This is a genomic window from Streptomyces sp. NPDC001920 (assembly GCF_053594495.1).
The window spans coordinates 36667-56447 of sequence record NZ_JBSFEP010000017.1 but is presented as its reverse complement, the minus strand read 5'-3'; the positions used below and the strand labels follow the sequence as shown (position 1 = coordinate 56447).

Here is a 19781-nt window from a genome sequence, read left to right as displayed (position 1 = left end):
CGCGGCGTTGTCGTACGGACGGTGCGGGGGATCGCGCCGAATAGTCGGGCTTGACCCCCACCGACCAAACCGGAAAGAACAGTTCCGCACACAACCTTCACAGCAGCCGCTAGGAAAGGTGCGCGTCGGTTCCTTAGTCTTCCCGCGTCATGGACTACTGCCACCCGTGCCGCAGGCACCTCAACGGCGCCCTCGCCTGCCCGGGGTGCGGCGCCGTGGTCGATGAGCCGGGCGGGTACACGGGCGCGCCCGGCGAGGTGTACCCGCAGATGGCCGAGCGGCCCGTACAGACGCCCGCGGGGGCCGTGGGGAGCCAGGACCCGTATGCGGCGTACGGGATGCAGTACGGGAGTGACACGGGGCAGTACGGCGGCGGTGCGGGGCAGTACGGCGGCGGTGCTGGGCAGTACGGCGATGCGGGCCAGTACGGCGATGCGGGCCAGTACGGCGGCGGTGAGTATGGCGAGGGCTACGTCGACGCGTACCCCGGGGAGTCCGGCGCCGACACCGAGGCCCCGGATTCCGGTGAGGACGGTCAGGTCGTCGAGACGGCGTCGGCCGCGCCGGTCGGTGGACGGGCCGCACGGCGGGCGGCGCAGCGGCGTGGACGCACGCGCGGTCACGACGAGCGCGACGAGGACGCCGAGCACGCCGAGCAGGGCGAGTACGACGAGGGGGACGACCGCGACCTGGGCGAGGAGTCCGGCGCCAGCCGTCGCGATCGCAAGGCCGCCGCGCATCGGCGCCGCCGTCGCCGCACCCTGCTGATCGCCGCGGGCTTCGTCCTGGCCGCCGGAGGGCTGAGCCTGGCGGAGCTCGGCATGGACGCCCAGGGGCCCGGCCCGAAGCCGGCGGCGGCCGGGGACGAGTCGGCGGAGGGTGCGGCGTCGAAGGAGGTGACCGTGTCACCCGACGCGACCAACGGCACGACGAGGACGGGCGGGAGCTCGCCGTCGCCAGGCCGCTCGGCCTCCCCCTCGGCCTCGAAGTCGCCGAAGGACGAGGACGAGAAGAAGGACGACGACAGGACCCCCGACAAGGACCGGCAGTCCGCGACCACCGGCAGTGGCAGCTCCGACCCGGTCACCTCGGCCCCCACACCGACGTCCGAGCCCGAGGCCCCGGCGCCGACGGCCGAACCGACCACCTCGGACCCCATCCCGGAACCGACGCCCTCCGCGACGGAGTGCGACCGGTTCCTGTGGTGGTGCACGTGAACCGTTCGCGGGCGTTCGAGGTCCAGGCGCCCCGCCCGCTGCGGAACCCCCGCCGGGGCTGATCGGCCCGGCCGGGCTGCCGTACGGCTTCCGCGTACCGTCCACCGGGCTCCGCCGCGCTCCGGCCCGCATCACCTGTTCCGGGTGATCCCGCCCGCGGGCAGCAGCTGTGACGATGCGGGCAAGGAGGTCCGGTCATGGCCACACTGCACGACGCTCCACGCTCCCCGGCGGCCGAGGGCGCGCTCTCTCCGACCGAGCGTGCGCAGATCGGCAAGGAAGCACGCGAGCGTGTGCCGCGCTCCCACCACGCCCTCTTCGAACCCGGCCGGAAGCGACCCGATCCCGTCGGGATCATCGAGCGCCAGTCCGCCGCCCGCGTCCCCGAACTGGTCCCCGTCCGCTACGGCCGGATGCTCGAATCGCCGTTCCGCTTCTACCGCGGGGCCGCGGCGATCATGGCGTCCGATCTCGGCGCCGGCCCCCACACCGGGCTGTACGCCCAGCTGTGCGGCGACGCGCACCTGCTGAACTTCCGGCTCCTCGCCTCCCCGGAACGCCATCTCGTCTTCGACCTCAACGACTTCGACGAGACCCTGCCGGGCCCCTTCGAGTGGGACGTCAAGCGGCTCGCCGCGAGCCTGGTGATCGCCGGCCGGGCCAACGGCTTCCCGGTGAAGGACAGTGAGGACGTCGTCCGCGCCGCGGTGGCGGCCTACCGCGAGCGCATGCGGGAGTTCGCAGGGATGCGCACCCTCGACGTCTGGTACGCCCGGGACGACTTCGACCGGATCGCGGAGCTGCTGCCCGAGCCGCCGGGCGGCAAGGACGAGCGGCGGGCCGCCCGCGCCGCGGCGAAGGCCCGTAGCCGCACGGGTCTCCAGGCGGCCGGGAAGCTGACCCGGGTGGTGGACGGCAGGCACCGCATCATCTCCGACCCCCCTTTGATCACACCCGTCGCGGAGCTGCTGCCCGGCGCCCGGGGCGAGGAGCTTTCCCGCACCCTGCGGGACCTGGTCGCCGACTACCGGCACAGCCTGTCGTCGGAGCGCAGGCACCTGCTGAGCCGGTTCCGGGTGGCCGACATGGCGCGCAAGGTCGTCGGGGTGGGCAGCGTCGGCACCCGCTGCTGGATCGTCCTGCTGCTCGGCCGCGACGACGAGGACCCGCTGCTGCTGCAGGCCAAGGAGGCCGGCGAGTCGGTCCTCGCCCCCCACTGCGGGCCGAGCGGCTACGACAACCAGGGCGAACGGGTGGTCGCCGGGCAGCGGCTCATGCAGGCCGCCGCCGACATCTTCCTGGGCTGGGAGCGCGTCACCGGCCTCGACGGCCGCGAACGGGACTTCTACGTGCGGCAGTTGCGCGACTGGAAGGGCATCGCCCGCCCCGAGACCATGGACGCCGGGACCCTGGCGCTGTTCGCCCGGCTGTGCGGCGCCTCGCTGGCCCGGGCCCACGCACGCTCGGGCGACCCGATCGCCATCGCCGCCTACCTCGGCCGGGGCGACTCCTTCGACCGGGCCCTCGTGGAGTTCGCCGGGGCCTACGCCGACCAGAACGAACACGACCACCACGCACTGGCCGACGCCGTGGCCACGGGCCGCGTCACCGCCCGGACCGACCTGGCGGCGTGACCCGTACGCCCCCTCACCCTCCGAGGGTGACGACGAGCCCGCCTCCGTGGATCAGGCTCGATGGTGTACGGCTGCGCGTCGCAGCCCGGTGAGGAAAGGGGCCGGACATGGCCACCAGCGCTCGTCCCCAGCACCGAGAGGGAATGCAGACCGCCGCGAGCGGCCTGACGCTGTTCGCCGGAGTGATGCTGTTCATCTCCGGGCTCCTCGACGTCTTCCGGGGAATCATGGCGATCGCCGAGGACGACGTCTACGTCTCCACCCCCAACTACGTCTTCAAGTTCGACCTGACCAGCTGGGGCTGGATCCACCTGCTGTTCGGGGCGATCGCCGTGATCGTGAGCTTCGGTCTGTTCACGGCGAAGACATGGGCCCGGGTCGTCGGCATCGGCATCGCGGCACTGCTGATCATCGCCAACTTCCTGTCCATCCCGTACTACCCGGTCTGGTCGCTCACGCTGATCGCGCTGTACGCGTTCATCATCTGGGCGCTGTGCGTGGTGCGCCGGGACCCCATGGGTGAGTAGCCGGGGCGGCTGATCACATGAGCACCGCCCACCGGCCCTCCGCGCCCGGGCGCATCACCCGGGCCGTGGTCTCCGCTGTGCTGCTCGTGGTCACCTGCGTGCTCACACCGGTCGCGCTGATCACGGTGTGGGTCCACGACATCGCGCTCGACACCGACCGCTATGTGACCACGGTGGCTCCGCTGGCCACCGAGCCGGCCATCCAGGCCGCCGCCGTGGACCGGATCTCGGGGGCTGTGGACGTCCGGGTCGACGGTGACCGGGCCGCCGACCAGCTCGGCGACTGGCTGCAGTCGCAGGGCCTGCCGCCCCAGGCCGCCGCCGCCGTACGAGGGCTGGGACCGCAGATCGACGCGGCCGTGGACGAGGCGGTGACGAAGATCGTCACCCGGATCGTGCACAGCGACCGCTTCGCCGGCGTGTGGGAGAACGCCAACGAGCGGGCCCACAGTGCCGTCGTGGACGCCCTCACCGGCGAGGGCCGGGGCGCCGTCGGGGTCTCGGGGGGCACGGTCACCCTGGACGTCGGCACCATTGTCGAGCAGGTGAAACAGGACCTCGTCGACGCGGGACTGTCCCCGGCGTCGAAGATCCCCGACGTCGACAAGCAGTTGGTGCTGTTCCAGTCCGAGGAGCTGGAAAAGGTCCGCGACGGCGCTCACCTGCTGGACGTGGTCGGCTACTGGCTGCCCGTCCTGACCGTGGTCATCGGCGCGGCCGGGGTGCTGGCCGCCCGGCGGCGACGGCGCGCGCTCGCCCGGACCGCGCTGGGCGCCGCCTTCGCCTGTCTGGTCGTGGCCCTCGGGCTGGTCGTCGCACGCCGCTACTACCTGGACCACCTCCCGGCCGCCGTCCAGTCCGACGCGGCCGCGGCGGCCGTCTTCGACACCTTGTTGCGCTTCCAGCGGGACGCCCTGCGCACGGCGATCGTGCTGGGGATCGTGGTCGCGCTCGGCGCCTACCTGACCGGGCCCGGCCGCCTCCCGGTGGCGATCCGGCGCGGCTCGGACCGCACAGCGGACTCCGTGGCCGGCTGGGCCCTCCGGCACGAGATCCGGGCGGGACGGGCCGGCGTCTGGGCGCAGGCCCATCGCCGGTCGATCGCCCTGTCCGCCCTGGCGGTCCTGGCCTTCGTCTTCGCCGTGTGGAACACCCCCACCGCGCTCACCATCCTGGTCTTCGCGCTCGTCCTGCTCGCCGTCCTGGCGGTCCTGGCGCTGCTCGCGGCCGGGGGCCGCGCCGAACTCGCCTCCGAGGACCCGGCCGCGGGCGCGCCGCCCACCCGTGAGGGGTGATGCCGGACGGACCGGTCCGGTGGATCGTGAGGGTCTCGGGGGTCCGCGGGCCGTGCGGTGGGGCGCGGCAGCCGACAAGAGGAGACAGTCATGGACTATCCGCTGCTCGATGTCTTCCTGACCATGCTCTGGTTCTTCCTGTGGATCATGTGGATCATGCTGCTGTTCCGCGTGATCACGGACGTGTTCCGCGACGACGCGCTCAGCGGCTGGGGGAAGGCGGGCTGGACACTGATGGTGTGTGTGCTGCCGTTCCTCGGTGTCTTCGTCTACCTGATCGCCCGCGGTCGCGGAATGGGCGAACGCGAGCTGCGGCAGGCCCACGAACGGGAGCGGGCGTTCCGTACGTACGTGCAGCAGGCCGCCGCCGAGCGGCCCAGGCCGCAGGGTGCCAAGGCCGACGAGCTGGGCAAGCTGGCCGCGCTGCACGACCAGGGTGCCATCACGGACGCCGAGTACGAGCAGGCCAAGTCCAAGGTCCTCGCGGCCTGACACTCGCCCGAGAGCCGGGCGGCCCGGGGAGGAGACCCGCGCCGCCCGGCACGGTGGGTACGGCCGTGATGCCGCAGGTGACCGCGGCTGGACGCACTCGCACAGCCGGCTGATCGGCACGATGGTCCGCATGATCTTCATCGTGGGCCCACCGTGACACCCACCCGCCGCGGGTGATGCCGCCCATGGCCGACCGGCGCACAGTGGGCATGTCAGGTCAACGGGCACCGCCGCGGAACTCGCGGCGGCCGGCATGTGGAGGCGACCGTGGACTACCCGCTGCTCAACGCGTTCCTGACCATGCTCTGGTTCTTCCTGTGGGTCATGTGGTTCGTGCTGCTCTTCCGGGTGATCGGGGACATCTTCCGGGACGACGGCATGGGCGGCTGGGGGAAGGCGGGCTGGACGGTCTTCGTCTGTGTCATGCCGTTCCTCGGGATCTTCGTCTACCTGATCGCCCGCGGACGCGGGATGGGTGAACGTGCCGTGCGCCAGATGCAGCGCCAGGAGCAGGAGTTCCGCTCCTACGTCCAGACGGCCGCTGCCGAGACCCCGGCGACCGGGGCGACCAGCGCCGACGAACTGGCCAAGCTCGCCGGACTGCACGACCACGGCGACATCACCGACGCCGAGTACGAGCGGGCCAAGGCCAAGGTGCTCGCGGGCTGAAGACGTACGGCGCGGGCTGAAGACGTACGGCGCGGGCTGAAGACGTACGGCGCTCACGACCGCCGGCTCACGACGTGAGCCGGCGGAACTCCAGGACGTGCAGGCCCAGCGACTGGAAACGGAGCAACAGGCCGTACAGGTGCGCTTCGTCGTCGACCTCGCCGGCCAGCACGGTCTGGTGAGGGACGACGAAGGTGTCCCACTCGGGGAACGCCGTGGTCATCTCCTTCGACATCTGCCCGTCGACACGGATCTCGTAGCGCATGTCCTCATCCTGCGGCGCCGGGGGGACGGTGGCATCACCCGGGCGAGGTGACAGGGGCGTGGCCGGCGCCTGTTCGGCACCGGGGGTCAGAGCAGCCCGAGTTCGCGGGCCCGCCGGACCGCCTCGCCGCGCCGGGTGGCGGCGAGCTTGCGGTAGATGCTCTTCAGGTGGGTCTTCACCGTGTTGACGGACACATGCAGGTCGGCGGCGATCTCCTCGGTGGACATGAACTGCGCCAGCCGTACCAGGACGTCCTGCTCCCGTGCGCTGAGCGGCTCCGGGCGGGGGCCCGCCGGCTCGTCCCGCGGTTCGGTGCCGGCGGGCTCCCGCGAGAGGGCGTCCGTCAGCCAGGCGTGCCCCCGGGTGAGTGCGGGCCGACGCAGCAGCAGGCGCCTGAGCCACGGCCCGGCCTCCAGGAACGGCCGCCTGAGATGGTGCGGACGCGCCGCCGTCAGGGCCCTGACGACCAAGCCCTCCGCGGCCGCGGGCTCGCCGAGCGCGTCGACGGCCTGCGCGCGGGTGAGCAGCGTCCACACGTCGGCGACCGTTCCCAGGCCCTCGTGGTCGGGAAGCTCGTCGAGAAGACGCAGCGCCCGCTCGCTGTCCTCCGCGGCCAGCAGGGCCCGTGCCTCGGCCACCAGGGTCTCCGGACCGCGGTCGCCCAGTTCCTCGAACACCCGCACGGCGGCCTTCGGGTCTCCGTCCGCCAGATACGCCGCCGCCGTCGCCATCGCGAGACGGTCGCTCACCCACGGGGAGGGCTCGGTGTGGACCAGGGACCGCCCGGCCAGGTCGTCGAGGACCGCGAGCGCCGCCTGGGCGTCACCCCTCGCGCACAGCAGCCGGGAGCGCAGGATCGCCAGCCACACGGCCACCACGGGGTCCCGGGTGGCGGTGGAGGTCGCGGCGGCCAGGTCGAGATGGTCCTGCGCCGCCGCCAGGTCGTCGCGGTCGATGGTCACGGCGGCCAGGACGAGCCGCGCCATCCCGGTCCGGTCGGCCACCGGCAGCCCCGAGTGCTCGGCCTCGGTGAGCGCTTCCCTGGCGTGCGACTCGGCCTGGCCCGGTCGGCCGTTCAGGAAGTCGATGAGGGCCAGTCGGCTCAGGGCCTCATGCCGGGGACAGGACGTCAAGGGCCCCTGGGCGGCATCGGCGGCGGCCGACAGCGTGGCGCGCGCGGCGTCGAAGCGTCCCGCCCACAGCTGGGCCGAGCCCAGGTCGGTCAACATGAGGGCGGTCAGTTCCGGGCGCTGGTCCAGCCGGCCCTCGGGCAGGGCGCTCTCGGCCTCCGCGGCGTCCCTCGCCGCCGTCTCCGCCAGGTCCGCGGAGCCCGCCATCCTGGCGGCCAGGACCCGCAACAGCGCGCACGTCAGTCGTACCCCCGGGCTGGCGCCGTCCGGTAGGCGCTGCTCGGCGCGACGCAGATGCGTGACACCTCGGTCGATGTCATGACGGGTCAGCTCACGAGCCGCCCGCACGAGGTCGGGGGCGGGCCCGGACGCCTCCGGCGCCATCCTGGCGAACAGGCTGTCCAGACGCTCGGCGGACAGACCCGTACGGAGCCGGCCGATGGCGAGGTGGTCGATGAACTCGGCGGCGGCCAGTTCCCAGTCGCCCGCGTCCGCGGCGTGCGGCAGGGCCTCGTCGAGCAGGCCCGCGGCGCTCAGCCACCTGGCGGCCGTACGGTGCAGCTCCGGCTCCATGCCGGGGTGACGGACGCCGAGGTGCACCCGCAGGATTTCGGCGAAGAGCGGGTGCAGCCGGTACCACGAGTGCCCGATGGGCTCGACGAAGGCGTTCGCCCGCTGGAGTTCCTCGAGGATCGGCTCGGCGTCGTCCCGTCCGGTGAGGGCGTTGGCCAGGTCCGGGTGGGTCTCCTCCAGGATGCTGGTGCGCAGCAGCAGGTCCTGGGTCTCGGCGGGGTGGGCGCGCAGCACCTCGCGCAGCAGGAAGTCGGCCACGGTGCTGTGCCCGGGCTCGAAGTCCCTGAGGAAGTTCTCCGGGTCGCCGTCCCGTTGTGCGGCCAGGGTGCACAGCCGCAGCCCCGCCGCCCAGCCGCCGGTGCGTTCGGTCAGCAGGCGCGCGGTCTCGGCCGACAGCGGCACACCGTGCCGGTCCACCAGTGCCGCGGTCTCCTCGACGCGGAAGGCGAGGTCGTCGGCGCGGATGTCGACGAGTTCCCCGGCGGCCCGGTAGCGGTGCAGCGGCAGCAGCGGTTCCGTACGGCTGATGATCACCAGGCGCAGTCCGTCTCCGGCATGGCGGAGCACGAACTCGAGTCCGTCGGCCACCTCCGCGCAGCCGGCCACCCGGTCGTAGTCGTCCAGCACCAGGACCACCCGGGCGGCCTGTCCGTTCAGCCAGGCCGCCAGCCGGGCCAGCAGCGAGTGGTCCACCTCGCCCGGGCGGGCCGGGCTGCCGATGTACTCGGGCGGGGCGATGCCGTGGTGCCGCAGGGCGTGCAGCACATAGGCCCAGAAGACACCGGGGGCGTTGTCCTCGGGCTCCACCGTCAGCCATGCGGCGGGCCCCGGTTCCCGGGCCCTGAGCCAGTCGGCGACCAGCAGCGTCTTGCCCGCCCCCGCGGGGCCGTTGACCAGGGTCAGCGGGGTCCGGGCGCCCTCGGTCAGCTGATCGGTGAGCCGGTCCCGGCGCACGAACGTACGGGGGACCTTCGGCACGGTGAGCCGTGCGGCGAGAACCGGATCCCCGCCGGGAGTCACTGCCTCGGGACCGCAATCGCGAGGGCCCTCACCGGGAGAGTGCGACGCCACACCCATCACACACCCCGTGGACGCCCGAGCGGTATATGACCCACGATCCGATCCTCGCCCGGCCCCGGGCCGCCCGCAAGCGAGCCCTCAGGAATCGGACGGCCCCGGGGACGCGGGGGCCGCGCCCAGCATCCGGCGCAGCAGATCCCGCAGGACGAGCCGCTCGTCGTCGGAGAGCCCGGCGAGCGGCTCCCTGGCGAACCGCAGGGACTCCCGCAGGCCGCGCGCCACCTGCCGGCCCTCCTGGGTGGCCGCCGCCAGCTTCACCCGGCGGTCCGCCGGGTCGGGACGGCGCTCCACGAGGCCGCGGGATTCGAGGCGGTCCACGATGCCGGTCACGTTCGAGGGCTCGCAGCGCAGCTTCTGCGCCAGCTTGCGCATCGGCAGCGGCTCCAGGGACAGCAGGCTCAGCAGCTTCGCCTGGGCGCCGGTCAGTGCGTGCTCGGCCGCGGCCTCCTCGTACTCCTCGTGGTAGCGGCCCACGACCGCGCCGATGAGGTCGACGACTTCGAGGGTCAGCTCATCGGGGCGGTGGGTTCTGTGCGGGGTGGCCATGCCCTCAGGGTACCCGTGTTACTTGACATCATGAAATATTCAGGCGCATCGTTGTTTCAGGTACTGAAATAAAAGAGGAAAGGCCCGCCCCCCATGAGCAACCGCGAATGGCACCTTCTGTCCCGTCCCGTCGGCTGGCCCAAGGCCGAGGACTTCGCCCTGGTCGAGGCCGAGCTGCCGACGCCCGGGGAGGGCCAGGTTCTGGTACGGAACAAGTACCTCTCCGTCGACCCGTACATGCGCGGCCGCATGTCGGCTGCCAAGTCCTACGTCGCCCCCTTCGAGCTCGGCAAGGTGATGCAGGGCGGCGCCGTCGGCGAGGTCGTCGAGTCCAACGCCGAGGGCATCGCCGTGGGCGACCACGTCCTGCACTTCCTCGGCTGGCGCGAGTACGCCGCCGTGGACGCGAAGAACGCCGTCAAGGTCGACCCGGAGGCGGCGCCCCTGTCCACCTACCTCGGCGTCCTCGGCATGACCGGCCTCACCGCCTACGCCGGCCTGCTGCGCACCGCCGCCTTCAAGGAGGGCGACGCCGTGTTCGTGTCCGGCGCGGCCGGTGCCGTCGGCAGCCAGGTCGGCCAGATCGCCAGGCTCAAGGGCGCCTCCCGGGTGATCGGCTCCGCCGGCTCCGACGAGAAGGTCAAGCTCCTCGTGGAGGAGTACGGCTTCGACGCCGCGTTCAACTACAAGAACGGGCCGGTGGCCGAGCAGCTGCGCGAGGCCGCGCCGGACGGGATCGACGTCTACTTCGACAACGTCGGCGGGGACCACCTGGAGGCGGCCATCGGCCGGCTCAACCGCGACGGCCGGATCGCCGTCTGCGGCATGATCTCCGTCTACAACGACACCGAGCCGGCCCCCGGTCCGAGGAACCTCGCCCGCCTCATCCAGACCCGCGGCCGTATCGAGGGCTTCCTGGTGGGCGACCACTACGACCTCCAGCAGCAGTTCGTCCAGGAGGTCGGCCCCTGGGTCGCCTCGGGGCAGCTCAAGTACCGCGAGACGGTCGTCGAGGGCATCGAGAACAACCTGGAGGCGTTCCTCGGGGTCCTGCGCGGCGACAACACCGGGAAGATGATCGTCAAGCTCTGACGCGGACGCGGACCGTCGGAGCGGTTCCCTGGATTTCCGGCATGCGGTAACTTCTTTCCGAATTCCGTCGCGATCGTGGGCGCGAGTCGCGGCGGGCCGAGGAGGAAGACAACCGCATGTCCATCCAGCACTCCGACGTCCTGTACACCGCGGTGGCCACCGCCGAGAACGGCCGCGACGGCCGGGTCGCCACCGATGACGGCAAGCTCGACGTGGTCGTGAACCCGCCCGAGGAGATGGGCGGCAGCGGCGCCGGCACCAACCCGGAGCAGCTGTTCGCGGCCGGCTACAGCGCCTGCTTCCAGGGCGCCCTGGGCGTCGTCGCCCGCCAGGAGAACGCCGACGTCTCCGGCTCGACCGTCACCGCGAAGGTCGGCATCGGCAAGAACGACGACGGCTTCGGGATCATCGTCGAGATCTCGGCCGAGATCCCGAACGTCGACGTGGAGACGGCGAAGGGGCTGGTGGAGAAGGCCCACCAGGTGTGCCCGTACTCGAAGGCGACGCGGGGCAACATCAGCGTGACCCTCGTCTGAGGCTGTCCCGACGCGGGCCGCACCCCGCATGCGCGAGGTGCGGCCCGCCTCGGCTACCGGCTCGCCAGGGCCGCCGTGTGGGCCGCCTTCACGAAGCGTTCGTTCTCCGGGGCCGCCCCGCCCGGGAAGGCGTAGCGCCGGCGGGCGTAGCCGTAGGCCAGGCCGCTGCGGGGATCCGCGAAGGCCTGGGAGCCGCTCGCCCCGCTGTGACCGAAGGCGCCCGCGCCCAGGAAGGGGTACCAGGGGTCGCTGACAGCGGCGAAGCCGAGGCCGAACGACTTGTGGGTGCGGGACACCAGGTCGTAGCCGGTGGAGTGGATCTGGCCCACCTCGGCGATCGTGTCCGGCTTCAGGAGCGGGGGGCGTCCGTCGAGCTCGCTGATCGCCGCCGCGTACATCCCGGCCAGCCCGCGGGCCGCCGCGACCCCGCCCGCCGACGCGGGGCCCTTGGCGCGTACCGTGCGGGAGTTGGCGTGGTCCACCAGCTCGGTCGGGTTCGGCGCATGGGTGTTGAACGCGATCGCCGCCAGCGTGTGCGGGCCCGTCGGCTCGGCGTCCAGCTCCGCCTGCTGCTCCGGCGTCGGGGCCATCGGCAGCACCGAGCGGAACCGGGGTTCCAGCGCCTCCGGGAGACCGAGGAAGAAGTCCAGGCCGTACGGTGCGCGGACGCGTTCCTCGTACACCTCCTGCAGGGTGCGGCCCGTGGCCCGGCGGACGACCTCACCGGTGAGCGCCCCGATGACGAACGCGTGGTAGCCGAAGGCGGTGCCGGGGCGCCAGAACGGCCGCTGGTCCGCGAGCCGTTCGGCGATGGCCTGGTCGTCGGCCAGCTCGGCCTCGGTGAAACCGGCGTCGAGGCCGATCAGGCCCGCACGGTGGGCGAGGAGGTCGCGCAGGGTGACGCCGGCCTTGCCCTCGGCCCCGAACTCCGGCCAGTAGTAGGTCACTTTGCGGTCGAGTTCCAGCGTGCCCTCCTGCACCAGAAGCGCGACCACGAGGTGGGCGGCGCCCTTGGTCGAGGAGAACACGCCGTAGAGCGAGTCCGCCTCGCAGCCGTCGCCGGCCCACAGGTCGACGACCCTGCGGCCGTGCACGTAGGCGCACAACTGCCCCTCGTAGTCGGGGCGTTCCCCGGCGACGAACGCGGCGAACTCCTCACGCACCGCCTCGAAGCCGTCCGCCACCGTGCCGTGGATCTCCTGCGTCATCCGCTCTCCTCACCTGAACCGCCTGCCGGTGCCATGATGAACAATGCCCGCCCCACCTGGGCGAATTCTCCCTTGGGATGATCCCGGAAGAGTGGTTCCGTGCCGAACAGGACGGCCTTCGGGCCGCTCACCACCGACGCCTGGCCCGCCGCGTCGGCCGGACCGCCGAAGCCGTCCGGGGACGGTCGCCAGTGCCCGGAGACGAGCGGGTCGCCGGGCGCGTACGTCTGCTCCACGCGGACGTCCGGCCCCAGGTCGGTGAACCACACCGGCGCGTACACGAAGCCGTGGTCCGGGGCGCCGGTCATCAGGGCACCGGCCGAGTTGCGCACCCGCACCACGCCGTTGGCGTCGCCGTTGCCCTCGACCGGCTTCGCGGCCAGCGACCCGGTCGCCGAGGCCAGCGCGGCACCCGCGGCGCCGCGGCCGACCAGCCCGTGTCCGGCGAGGAAGGAATCGAGGGCGGTACGCGCCCCGGTGCCCAGGTCGTCGCGGTCCAGGCCCGTCGACACGAACAGCACGTCCACCGACGACCAGTCGAAACCGGCGTTCAGGACGCCCGTCGAGACCGGCTGGACGTCGAAGTTCATCTCCCGCAGCGCGAACAGCTCACCCGCGGTGACGGCGGCGGCGACGCGGGTGCGGCGCAGCGGGGTGCTGCCGGTGCGCTTCGTGGCGTGGAAGGCGACGTCGTGAGCGCGGGCCGCCGCCGCGGCCTGCCGGCGCGCCGAGCCCGGCACGATCGCGCTGCCGTCGGCCGCCAGGCGTGCCCTGACGCCCTGCCCCAGCAGTGAGTTGAGCGCGGCGACCTCGTTCGGGTCGTCGAGCCGCAGCCGGAGATCGCCGTGCGGCGCGACGTACGCGACGGGAGCCGCCGCACGCACCGGGCGCAGGACGCCGTACGGCACCCTCGGGAGGGTGGCGACGGTGGCGCCCCACAGCCGGCCGAGGCTCCATCCGGAGATGTCGTACATCACCGAGACCTTGTCGCTGATGTCCCGCCCGTCCGCGAGGAGCGCGTTGGCGAGGCCGCGCTTGGGCTGGTGCATGTCGATCACATGGGAGCCCGCGGGGTACGTCCGTCCGTCGAGCCGGAAGGGGTGCGCGGCGCGTGCGACGCGTACGTCGTTGGCCAGGAGGTGGTCGACGAGGCGGGCGCCGGCCGTGCCCGAGGGCGGGATGACGTAGGCGCGGGGGAACCTGGTCGTGTAGACGTCCTCGGGGCCGATGCCGGGGACGCCGGGGACGGTCCGCGAGGACACCGGCACCTGCGCGGCGCCCGCCGCACCGCGCCGGAACACCTCGATCTGGTCGGCGAGCAGTGATGTGCGCCTCGCCCGCACGAAGTCGAGGGTGGCGCGCAGCGCGGCACCGGCCACGCCGACGTTGATCGCCGAGCGGCGGCGCAGTTCGGTGACGGACAGGGTGTCGTAGGAGGCGTTGTTCACCCGCATCGGGATCTCCACCGTGTGCGCGGCGACCGTGCCGTGGTAGGCCGCGTACTGCGGGGTGAAGACCGGCGGCCAGTCGTCCCAGCCCTCCTCCTGGTCCCGGAACGGGATCTGCGCGGGCTGCACCCCGTCCTTCGCGGGCGTGTGACCGAGGCCGTTGACGGCCGACTCCATGCCGAGGGCGTTGGCGTAGGTGTTCTTCAGGAACAGGTCGTACTCGTAGTTCTCGCCGTGCGGGGGAGTGGTCGGCTCGATCAGGGTGCCGTTGACGTAACCGTGCAGGTCGAGCATGACGGCCGGCTGCTTGGCGATCATGATCTGCCGCATCGCCCGGACCTCGGGCTGCGAGGCGGTGACGAAGTCCCGGTTCATGTCGAAGCCGTTCGCGTTCGCGCGGGTTCCGGCGATACGGCCGTCCGGGTTGGCGGTGACGTTGAAGTACAGGCGGCTGTGCGCGAGCAGGTCGCGGGTGCGGGCGTCCTCGGCGCGGGCGAGCTTCTCGATGAGCTCCAGGGAGGCGTCGGTGCCCTCCCACTCGTTCCCGTGGATGTTGTTGTTGAAGAAGACGGGGGTCTTGTACGTCTTCCTGATCTCGGAGGACTTGGCGGCGAGGGCGGGCGCGCGCTCGATCAGGTCGCGCATCCGGGCCTGGGCGCGGGACTGGCGGGCGCTCTCCGGGGCGGTGACGGTGACGAGGTACAGCCGGTGCCCGCCGGCCGAGCGGCCCGCGACCTCGACGCTCACCCGGTCGCCGAGGGACTGTAAGGCGTTCAGCTTCGGCGCGATCGCGTGGTACGGGGTGAGGCCCAGCTTGAGGGACTTGTCGGCCGGGTTCTCCGGGTCGGGGGCGAGGACCTGGCGGCGGGGGTAGCCGCGGCTGTCGTCGGCGATCACCCCCGCGGCCGTCCCGGCGGTGCCGAGGGACCGCTGCGCGGCGCTCGCGGGCGTCCGCGCCGCGTGCCGGTCGAGCGCGGCCTCGCGGTGGACCGGAGGGCCGGGGTCCGCGGCAGCCGCGGTGTGCGGAGCGAGGAGCAGGGAACTCGCCGTGGTGACGGCGAGGGCGGTGAACGGAACGGGTCTCGCAGGAACGGTTCTCGTGGTGCGCACGCGTACCTCCTCGGGACTTCCTGAGATCGGTACGGCGAGGTGTACCTGCTCGACTCAACGGCAACAAGGGGGACTTGACGCCACGGATGCCCCGGACGGCCCACGCCGGGACACCGTACGGCGGTCACCGGCCCCCGAAACGGCTGTGACGCCCGTGTGACAAGGCCCGGCTAGAGTGCCCTGCATGCGTGATCTCGGGGTCGGTTTCAGATATCTGCTCAAGGGCCAGCGATGGGTGGCCCGGCACGGCAAGCAGTACGGATTCGGCTTGATTCCCGGCCTGATCACCCTTGTCCTGTACGCGGCCGCGCTCATCGCGCTCGTGCTGTGGGGCGAGGACTTCGTGGCCTGGTCGACACCGTTCGCCGACGACTGGGCGAGCCCCTGGCAGGGCCTGTTCCGCGGCCTTCTCACCGCCGTCCTGTTCGCCCTGGGCCTCCTGCTGTCCGTCATCACCTTCACCGCGGTCACACTGCTGATCGGCCAGCCCTTCTACGAGATCCTCTCCGAGAAGGTCGACCGGGACGTCTCCCCGGACGGCACCGCCCCCGAGTCCGGCCTGCCGCTCTGGCGCGAACTGTGGATCTCCGGCCGCGACAGCCTGCGGATCGTGCTGCGCGCCGCGGTGTGGGGCGTGCTGCTCTTCGCCCTCGGTTTCATCCCGGTCGTCGGGCAGACGGTCGTACCGGTGATCGGTGTCGTCGTCACCGGCTTCTTCCTCACCGAGGAACTCACCGCGGTCGCCCTCCAGCGCCGCCGGGTGGAGCTGCGCGACCGCCTCGCGATGCTCCGCTCCCGCAAGACCCTGGTCTGGGGCTTCGGCACCCCTCTCGCCGCGGCCTTCCTGGTGCCGTTCGTCGCGGTGTTCCTGATGCCGGGCGCGGTCGCGGGGGCGACGCTGATGGCGCGCGAGCTGTCGGGCGAGGAGACCGAGGCAAAGACCGAGGAGGAGAGCGTGACGACCGCGCCCGACGCGAAGAGCCTCAGCCGGTGACCGGGTTGCCGGCCGCCACCCTCAGGATCGTCCGGACCTGGGCGATGATGTCCAGCCGGTTGCGGACGAACTCCGGGTCGCTCACCGATCCGGACGCCGGGTCCGTGTTGCCCGCCCCGAACTGCAGCACCGGCGTGTGCACATGCCCGCCCGGCAGCGAGTCGTGCAGCCCGAGCCGGTCCCGCAGCAGGGTCGCCCGGTAGGCGATCTCGTTCGACAGGTAGTCCCCGCCGCCTCCGGCCCGTGCGGTCGAGCCGGGCGTCGGTCCGTCCGGCCGCACGACGGCCTGCGTGCCGCCCGCGGGGATCTCGGTCACGCTCGTGTTGTCGTACACGGGGAAGCGGCCGGTGTCAGCGGCGGCGATCTTTGCGTACGGCAGGGTCGTCGTCGTCCACTGCGGCTGCGAGGCCGGGTCGGTCACCGGGATCGTCCCGGTGGCGGAGAGGTTGTCGTTGTCGGCGAAGCCGCCCCGCCAGGCCCCGTTGGTCCGCTCGATGTCGAACCGGCCCACGCGCCCCTGGCTTATGGTCGTGAACAGGTCGGCCTTCCCCAGGTACGGCCGCAGCGTCCGCTCCACGGTGCCCTGAGCGAAGTCCCGCCAGCGCACCGGGAACACGGCCGCCTCCACCCGTGCCGGACCCTCAGCGGTCTGGATCACCGTGCCGTCCAGGGCCAGGGCCGTGGCACCGGACGGGTTGGAGATGCGGATGTCCCGGTCGAGGGTGAAGGGGTCGAAGCCGGTGACGAGGATGCGCCGGGTGTGCCGGCCGTCCGGGTACCGAAGGTCGCCCTGGCCGCGCGAGACCCGCTCCAGCGCGTCGAGCAGCTCGGCCCGCCGGGCCTCGCTCAGCCCGAACCCCGGCTCCCAGGTGCGCACCTGGCGCGTCATCGCCAACCGCGCCCAGTACAGCGGCCGGTCGTCGTCCCGGCTGATGTCACCGCCGGCCGGCCCACGCCCCTGCGCCCGGTCGACGGCCCGCCGCCACAGCGCCGAACCCTCGCGTACGACGACGCGGTGGGCCTGCGCGTAGGAGTGCGCGGCGCCGAGTTCGCGGGTGAACTCCTGTGTCACGGTGTCGAATCCGGACCGGCGCAGGATCTCCTGGGGGACGGCCCGGTCGAGACGCTGCTCCTCGACGGTCGGCGCGGGCGCCGTCTCGGCAGCCGCCGCCCCGGTCGTGGGGGCCGAGATGCCGGCCAGCAGGGCCAGGCCGAGGACGCCGACACGAACGCATAGGGAATTCAAGGCGGTTACGGTCCTTCCGTCACTGTGGGGGAGCGTGGTGCGGGACGCCGGAAGTATCCCGTGACGGACGTGGTCCACGCCATGGACGGGGAGGATCTCCGTGGCAGCCGCCAGGACCGCCCGGGCGACGGTCGCGGTTTCGCGGCCCCCGCGGCGGCCGAGGAAGAACTGTGACATGCCCGGACTCCGACGAGGAGGCACCTCCATGGCGGGAACGCACACCCAGGCCGACCAGGCGCGCGAGGCGGTCGTCGAGGCGGCGCTCGCCCGGCTCGACCTCGACGCGAAGGCACGGCTGCTCTCCGGCCAGGACATGTGGACCCTGCCGGCGCTCCCCGGGATCGGCCTGCGGTCCCTGGTCATGTCCGACGGCCCGATCGGCGTCCGGGGCGTGCGCTGGACCGCCGACGACCCGTCCGTCGCGCTGCCCTCACCCACCGCCCTGGCCGCCGCCTGGGACCCGGAGCTCGCCCGCAGAGCAGGGGTGCTGCTGGCCCAGGAGGCCCGCCGCAAGGGCGTCCACGTGCTCCTCGCGCCCACCGTCAACCTGCACCGCTCCCCGCTCGGCGGCCGGCACTTCGAGGCGTACAGCGAGGACCCGTACCTGACGGGCACGATCGGCGCGGGCTATGTCAGCGGCGTCCAGTCCGGCGGCGTCGGCACCACCGTCAAGCACTTCGTCGCCAACGACGCCGAGACCGAGCGCTTCACCGTCGACAACAGGATCGGCCAACGCGCCCTGCGCGAGCTGTATCTGGCACCCTTCGAGATCATCGTCGCCAAAGCCCGCCCGTGGGGCGTGATGACCGCCTACAACACGGTCAACGGCACGACGATGACCGAGCACCACCACCTCGTGAACGAGGTGCTGCGCGGCGAGTGGGGCTTCGACGGCTGCAACGTCTCCGACTGGGTGGCCGCCCGGTCCACCGTCGGCGCCATCGAGGGCGGCCTCGACATCGCCATGCCGGGCCCGCGGACGGTGTACGGCGAACCCCTCGCCCAGGCCGTCCGGGACGGGAAGGTCGCCGAGGCCAGGGTCGACGACGCCGTACGCAACGTCCTGCGGCTGGCCGCCCGCGTCGGCATCCTTCAGGGCGCGCAGCCGGCCGTCACCGAACTGCCCGAGACCGTCGACGGCCCGGGCCTGGCCCGCGAGATCGCCCGCCGCTCCTTCGTCCTGGTCCGCAACGAGGGCGGCGCGCTCCCGCTGCGGCCGAACTGCAGGGTCGCGCTCATCGGTGCCGCCGCACGCGACGCCCGCGTCCTCGGCGGCGGCTCCGCCACCGTCTTCCCCGACCGGACCGTCTCCCCGCTCGACGGTCTCACCGCCGCCCTCCCCGAGGGCGCGCTCACCTACGCCGTCGGCGCCGATCCGAACACCGAACTCTCCGTCTTCGACACCGGCTTCGAGCTGCGGGCCGTCTGCCGGGACGCCGACGGCACCGTCCTCGGCTCGGACTCCGCCCCGGGCGGCCAGCTCAAGTGGATGGGCCCGTCGGCGCTGCCCGAGGGCGTCACCCACGAGCGGCTGCACACCGTCGAGCTGACCGGCACGTTCACTCCGCGCGAGAGCGGCCTTCACACCTTCGGCATCCAGGGCGTCGGCTCGTTCACCCTCGCCATCGGCGGCACGACGTACTTCGACGACGTCCAGAACCCCGCGAAGGACGACCCGTTCACCACCTTCTTCGGCGCGCCCGTCCCCCGGGCCGAGGCCGTGCTCACCGCGGGCGAGCCGGTCGAGGTCTCCCTCACGTACGTCGTCGAGCTGCCCGCGGACGTGCCGATGCAGGCGATCATCTTCGCCCTCGCCCACCAGGACCCGTACCGCGACCCAGACGACCTGATCGCCGAGGCCGTCGAAGCGGCGCGCGAGGCCGACACGGCCGTCGTCGTGGTCGCCACGACCGAGCGCGTCGAGTCCGAGGGCTTCGACCGAAGGGACCTCACCCTGCCCGGCCGCCAGGACGACCTGGTCCGCGCCGTCGCCGCCGCCAACCCCCGCACCGTCGTGGTCGTCAACTCCGGTTCCCCGGTGGAGCTGCCGTGGCGCGAGGACGTCGCCGCGGTCCTGCTGAGCTGGTTCCCCGGCCAGGAGGGCGGCGCGGCCCTGGCGGAGGTCCTCACCGGAGCGCACGAGCCGGGCGGCCGCCTGCCCACGACCTGGGGCTCGCTGGCCGACGCCCCCGTCAGCCAGGTGATGCCCTCGGCCGGTGAACTCCACTACCGCGAGGGCGTCTTCATCGGCTACCGCGCCTGGGAGAAGGAGGGCCGCGTCCCGTCGTATCCGTTCGGGCACGGCCTCGGCTACACCGACTGGGCGTACGAGTCGGCCGAGGCCGACGGCTCGACGGTCACCGTACGCGTCCGCAACCGCGGTGAGCGGGCGGGCCGTGAGGTCGTGCAGGTCTACCTGGCCCCGAGCGCGCCGGACGCCGGCCGCCCGGCACGGTGGCTGGCCGGGTTCGCGGGTGTGCAGGCGGGGCCGGGGGAGACGGTCGAGGCGGTCGTCGAGCTTCCGCGCCGCGCCTTCGAGATCTGGGACGAGAGGACCAACCGGTGGACCTTTGTGAAGGGTTCGTACGAGATCCAGGCCGGGCGCTCGATCGCCGACCGCCGGGTGACGGCGACCATTAACGTCTGACCCGGGAGAAGTACCCAGGGACAGCCCCGGCCCAGGACCCTGACACCTGGGCCGGGGCTCGTACCGCCAGGG

General features: G+C 72.7%; 16 protein-coding genes. 10 read left to right on the top strand and 6 right to left on the bottom strand.

Annotation, left to right across the window (positions count from 1 at the left end):
* The first annotated feature begins 149 nt into the window (after positions 1-149).
* The 6 genes from ACWCPI_RS27485 to ACWCPI_RS27460 all read left to right on the top strand — a co-directional run bounded on the left by ACWCPI_RS27485 (position 150) and on the right by ACWCPI_RS27460 (position 5834).
* Positions 150-1217, top strand: a complete 1068-nt coding sequence (locus ACWCPI_RS27485) for an SCO2400 family protein (RefSeq protein WP_451040653.1) — start codon at positions 150-152, stop codon at positions 1215-1217.
* 197 nt (positions 1218-1414) lie between these two features.
* Positions 1415-2851 (top strand): DUF2252 domain-containing protein, encoded by a 1437-nt coding sequence (locus ACWCPI_RS27480; protein WP_451040652.1) that lies wholly within the window; start codon positions 1415-1417, stop codon positions 2849-2851.
* A gap of 107 nt (positions 2852-2958) precedes the next feature.
* The gene (locus ACWCPI_RS27475) at positions 2959-3378 is read left to right on the top strand and encodes a DUF7144 family membrane protein (RefSeq protein WP_451040651.1); all 420 of its coding nucleotides are present in this window, start codon (positions 2959-2961) and stop codon (positions 3376-3378) included.
* A 17-nt stretch (positions 3379-3395) separates the two neighbouring features.
* Positions 3396-4673, top strand: a complete 1278-nt coding sequence (locus tag ACWCPI_RS27470; RefSeq protein ID WP_451040650.1) for a hypothetical protein — start codon at positions 3396-3398, stop codon at positions 4671-4673.
* Positions 4674-4763: 90 nt separating this feature from the next.
* Complete coding sequence (locus ACWCPI_RS27465; protein WP_451040649.1) at positions 4764-5165, top strand: SHOCT domain-containing protein; 402 nt, start codon at positions 4764-4766, stop codon at positions 5163-5165.
* A 267-nt stretch (positions 5166-5432) separates the two neighbouring features.
* Positions 5433-5834: an SHOCT domain-containing protein gene (locus tag ACWCPI_RS27460; protein ID WP_451040648.1), complete on the top strand. Its 402-nt coding sequence runs from the start codon at positions 5433-5435 to the stop codon at positions 5832-5834.
* A 67-nt stretch (positions 5835-5901) separates the two neighbouring features.
* Here the strand turns inward: ACWCPI_RS27460 and ACWCPI_RS27455 are convergent, their stop codons facing one another.
* From ACWCPI_RS27455 to ACWCPI_RS27445, 3 genes are all read right to left on the bottom strand, one after another.
* Entirely contained in the window at positions 5902-6099 is a 198-nt protein-coding gene (locus tag ACWCPI_RS27455) for a hypothetical protein (protein WP_451040647.1), read from the bottom strand.
* A gap of 86 nt (positions 6100-6185) precedes the next feature.
* Complete coding sequence (locus ACWCPI_RS27450; protein WP_451040646.1) at positions 6186-8780, bottom strand: LuxR C-terminal-related transcriptional regulator; 2595 nt, start codon at positions 8778-8780, stop codon at positions 6186-6188.
* Positions 8781-8960: 180 nt separating this feature from the next.
* Positions 8961-9428: a MarR family winged helix-turn-helix transcriptional regulator gene (locus ACWCPI_RS27445; RefSeq protein WP_451040645.1), complete on the bottom strand. Its 468-nt coding sequence runs from the start codon at positions 9426-9428 to the stop codon at positions 8961-8963.
* A gap of 93 nt (positions 9429-9521) precedes the next feature.
* Between ACWCPI_RS27445 and ACWCPI_RS27440 the strand changes: the two genes are divergently transcribed.
* Positions 9522-10520 carry an NADP-dependent oxidoreductase gene (locus ACWCPI_RS27440; protein ID WP_451040644.1) on the top strand — a complete coding sequence of 333 codons (999 nt, stop codon included), beginning with the start codon at positions 9522-9524 and terminating at the stop codon, positions 10518-10520.
* 116 nt (positions 10521-10636) lie between these two features.
* The gene (locus ACWCPI_RS27435) at positions 10637-11056 is read left to right on the top strand and encodes an organic hydroperoxide resistance protein (RefSeq protein WP_451040643.1); all 420 of its coding nucleotides are present in this window, start codon (positions 10637-10639) and stop codon (positions 11054-11056) included.
* Between the two features lie 53 nt (positions 11057-11109).
* Here ACWCPI_RS27435 and ACWCPI_RS27430 read toward each other — a convergent pair whose 3' ends face one another.
* Together ACWCPI_RS27430 and ACWCPI_RS27425 are read right to left on the bottom strand one after the other, a co-directional pair.
* On the bottom strand, positions 11110-12264 hold the full coding sequence (locus tag ACWCPI_RS27430) for a serine hydrolase domain-containing protein (RefSeq protein WP_451040642.1): 1155 nt from the start codon (positions 12262-12264) through the stop codon (positions 11110-11112).
* Positions 12261-14822: a M14 family zinc carboxypeptidase gene (locus tag ACWCPI_RS27425; RefSeq protein ID WP_451040641.1), complete on the bottom strand. Its 2562-nt coding sequence runs from the start codon at positions 14820-14822 to the stop codon at positions 12261-12263. The genes ACWCPI_RS27430 and ACWCPI_RS27425 overlap by 4 nt, the downstream gene beginning before the upstream one ends.
* Positions 14823-15006: 184 nt before the next feature.
* Here ACWCPI_RS27425 and ACWCPI_RS27420 point away from each other — a divergent pair, with 184 nt between their 5' ends.
* Positions 15007-15816: an EI24 domain-containing protein gene (locus ACWCPI_RS27420; RefSeq protein WP_451040640.1), complete on the top strand. Its 810-nt coding sequence runs from the start codon at positions 15007-15009 to the stop codon at positions 15814-15816.
* Here the strand turns inward: ACWCPI_RS27420 and ACWCPI_RS27415 are convergent.
* Entirely contained in the window at positions 15806-17062 is a 1257-nt protein-coding gene (locus ACWCPI_RS27415) for a pyroglutamyl peptidase (protein WP_451040639.1), read from the bottom strand. The two genes, ACWCPI_RS27420 and ACWCPI_RS27415, sit on opposite strands and share 11 nt — an antisense overlap.
* 205 nt (positions 17063-17267) lie before the next feature.
* On the opposite strand from ACWCPI_RS27415, the gene ACWCPI_RS27410 reads away from it, so the two are divergent.
* The gene (locus ACWCPI_RS27410) at positions 17268-19709 is read left to right on the top strand and encodes a beta-glucosidase H (protein WP_451040638.1); all 2442 of its coding nucleotides are present in this window, start codon (positions 17268-17270) and stop codon (positions 19707-19709) included.
* Positions 19710-19781: the final 72 nt, after the last annotated feature.

Excerpts from the sequence above, each read along its gene's own strand:
- ACWCPI_RS27485 (WP_451040653.1), top strand. The coding sequence starts at position 150 with ATGGACTACTGCCACCCGTGCCGCAGGCACCTCAACGGCGCCCTCGCC.
- ACWCPI_RS27480 (WP_451040652.1), top strand. The coding sequence starts at position 1,415 with ATGGCCACACTGCACGACGCTCCACGCTCCCCGGCGGCCGAGGGCGCG.
- ACWCPI_RS27475 (WP_451040651.1), top strand. The coding sequence starts at position 2,959 with ATGGCCACCAGCGCTCGTCCCCAGCACCGAGAGGGAATGCAGACCGCC.
- ACWCPI_RS27470 (WP_451040650.1), top strand. The coding sequence starts at position 3,396 with ATGAGCACCGCCCACCGGCCCTCCGCGCCCGGGCGCATCACCCGGGCC.
- ACWCPI_RS27465 (WP_451040649.1), top strand. The coding sequence starts at position 4,764 with ATGGACTATCCGCTGCTCGATGTCTTCCTGACCATGCTCTGGTTCTTC.
- ACWCPI_RS27455 (WP_451040647.1), bottom strand. The coding sequence starts at position 6,099 with ATGCGCTACGAGATCCGTGTCGACGGGCAGATGTCGAAGGAGATGACC.
- ACWCPI_RS27445 (WP_451040645.1), bottom strand. The coding sequence starts at position 9,428 with ATGGCCACCCCGCACAGAACCCACCGCCCCGATGAGCTGACCCTCGAA.
- ACWCPI_RS27440 (WP_451040644.1), top strand. The coding sequence starts at position 9,522 with ATGAGCAACCGCGAATGGCACCTTCTGTCCCGTCCCGTCGGCTGGCCC.
- ACWCPI_RS27435 (WP_451040643.1), top strand. The coding sequence starts at position 10,637 with ATGTCCATCCAGCACTCCGACGTCCTGTACACCGCGGTGGCCACCGCC.
- ACWCPI_RS27430 (WP_451040642.1), bottom strand. The coding sequence starts at position 12,264 with ATGACGCAGGAGATCCACGGCACGGTGGCGGACGGCTTCGAGGCGGTG.
- ACWCPI_RS27420 (WP_451040640.1), top strand. The coding sequence starts at position 15,007 with ATGCGTGATCTCGGGGTCGGTTTCAGATATCTGCTCAAGGGCCAGCGA.
- ACWCPI_RS27410 (WP_451040638.1), top strand. The coding sequence starts at position 17,268 with ATGGCGGGAACGCACACCCAGGCCGACCAGGCGCGCGAGGCGGTCGTC.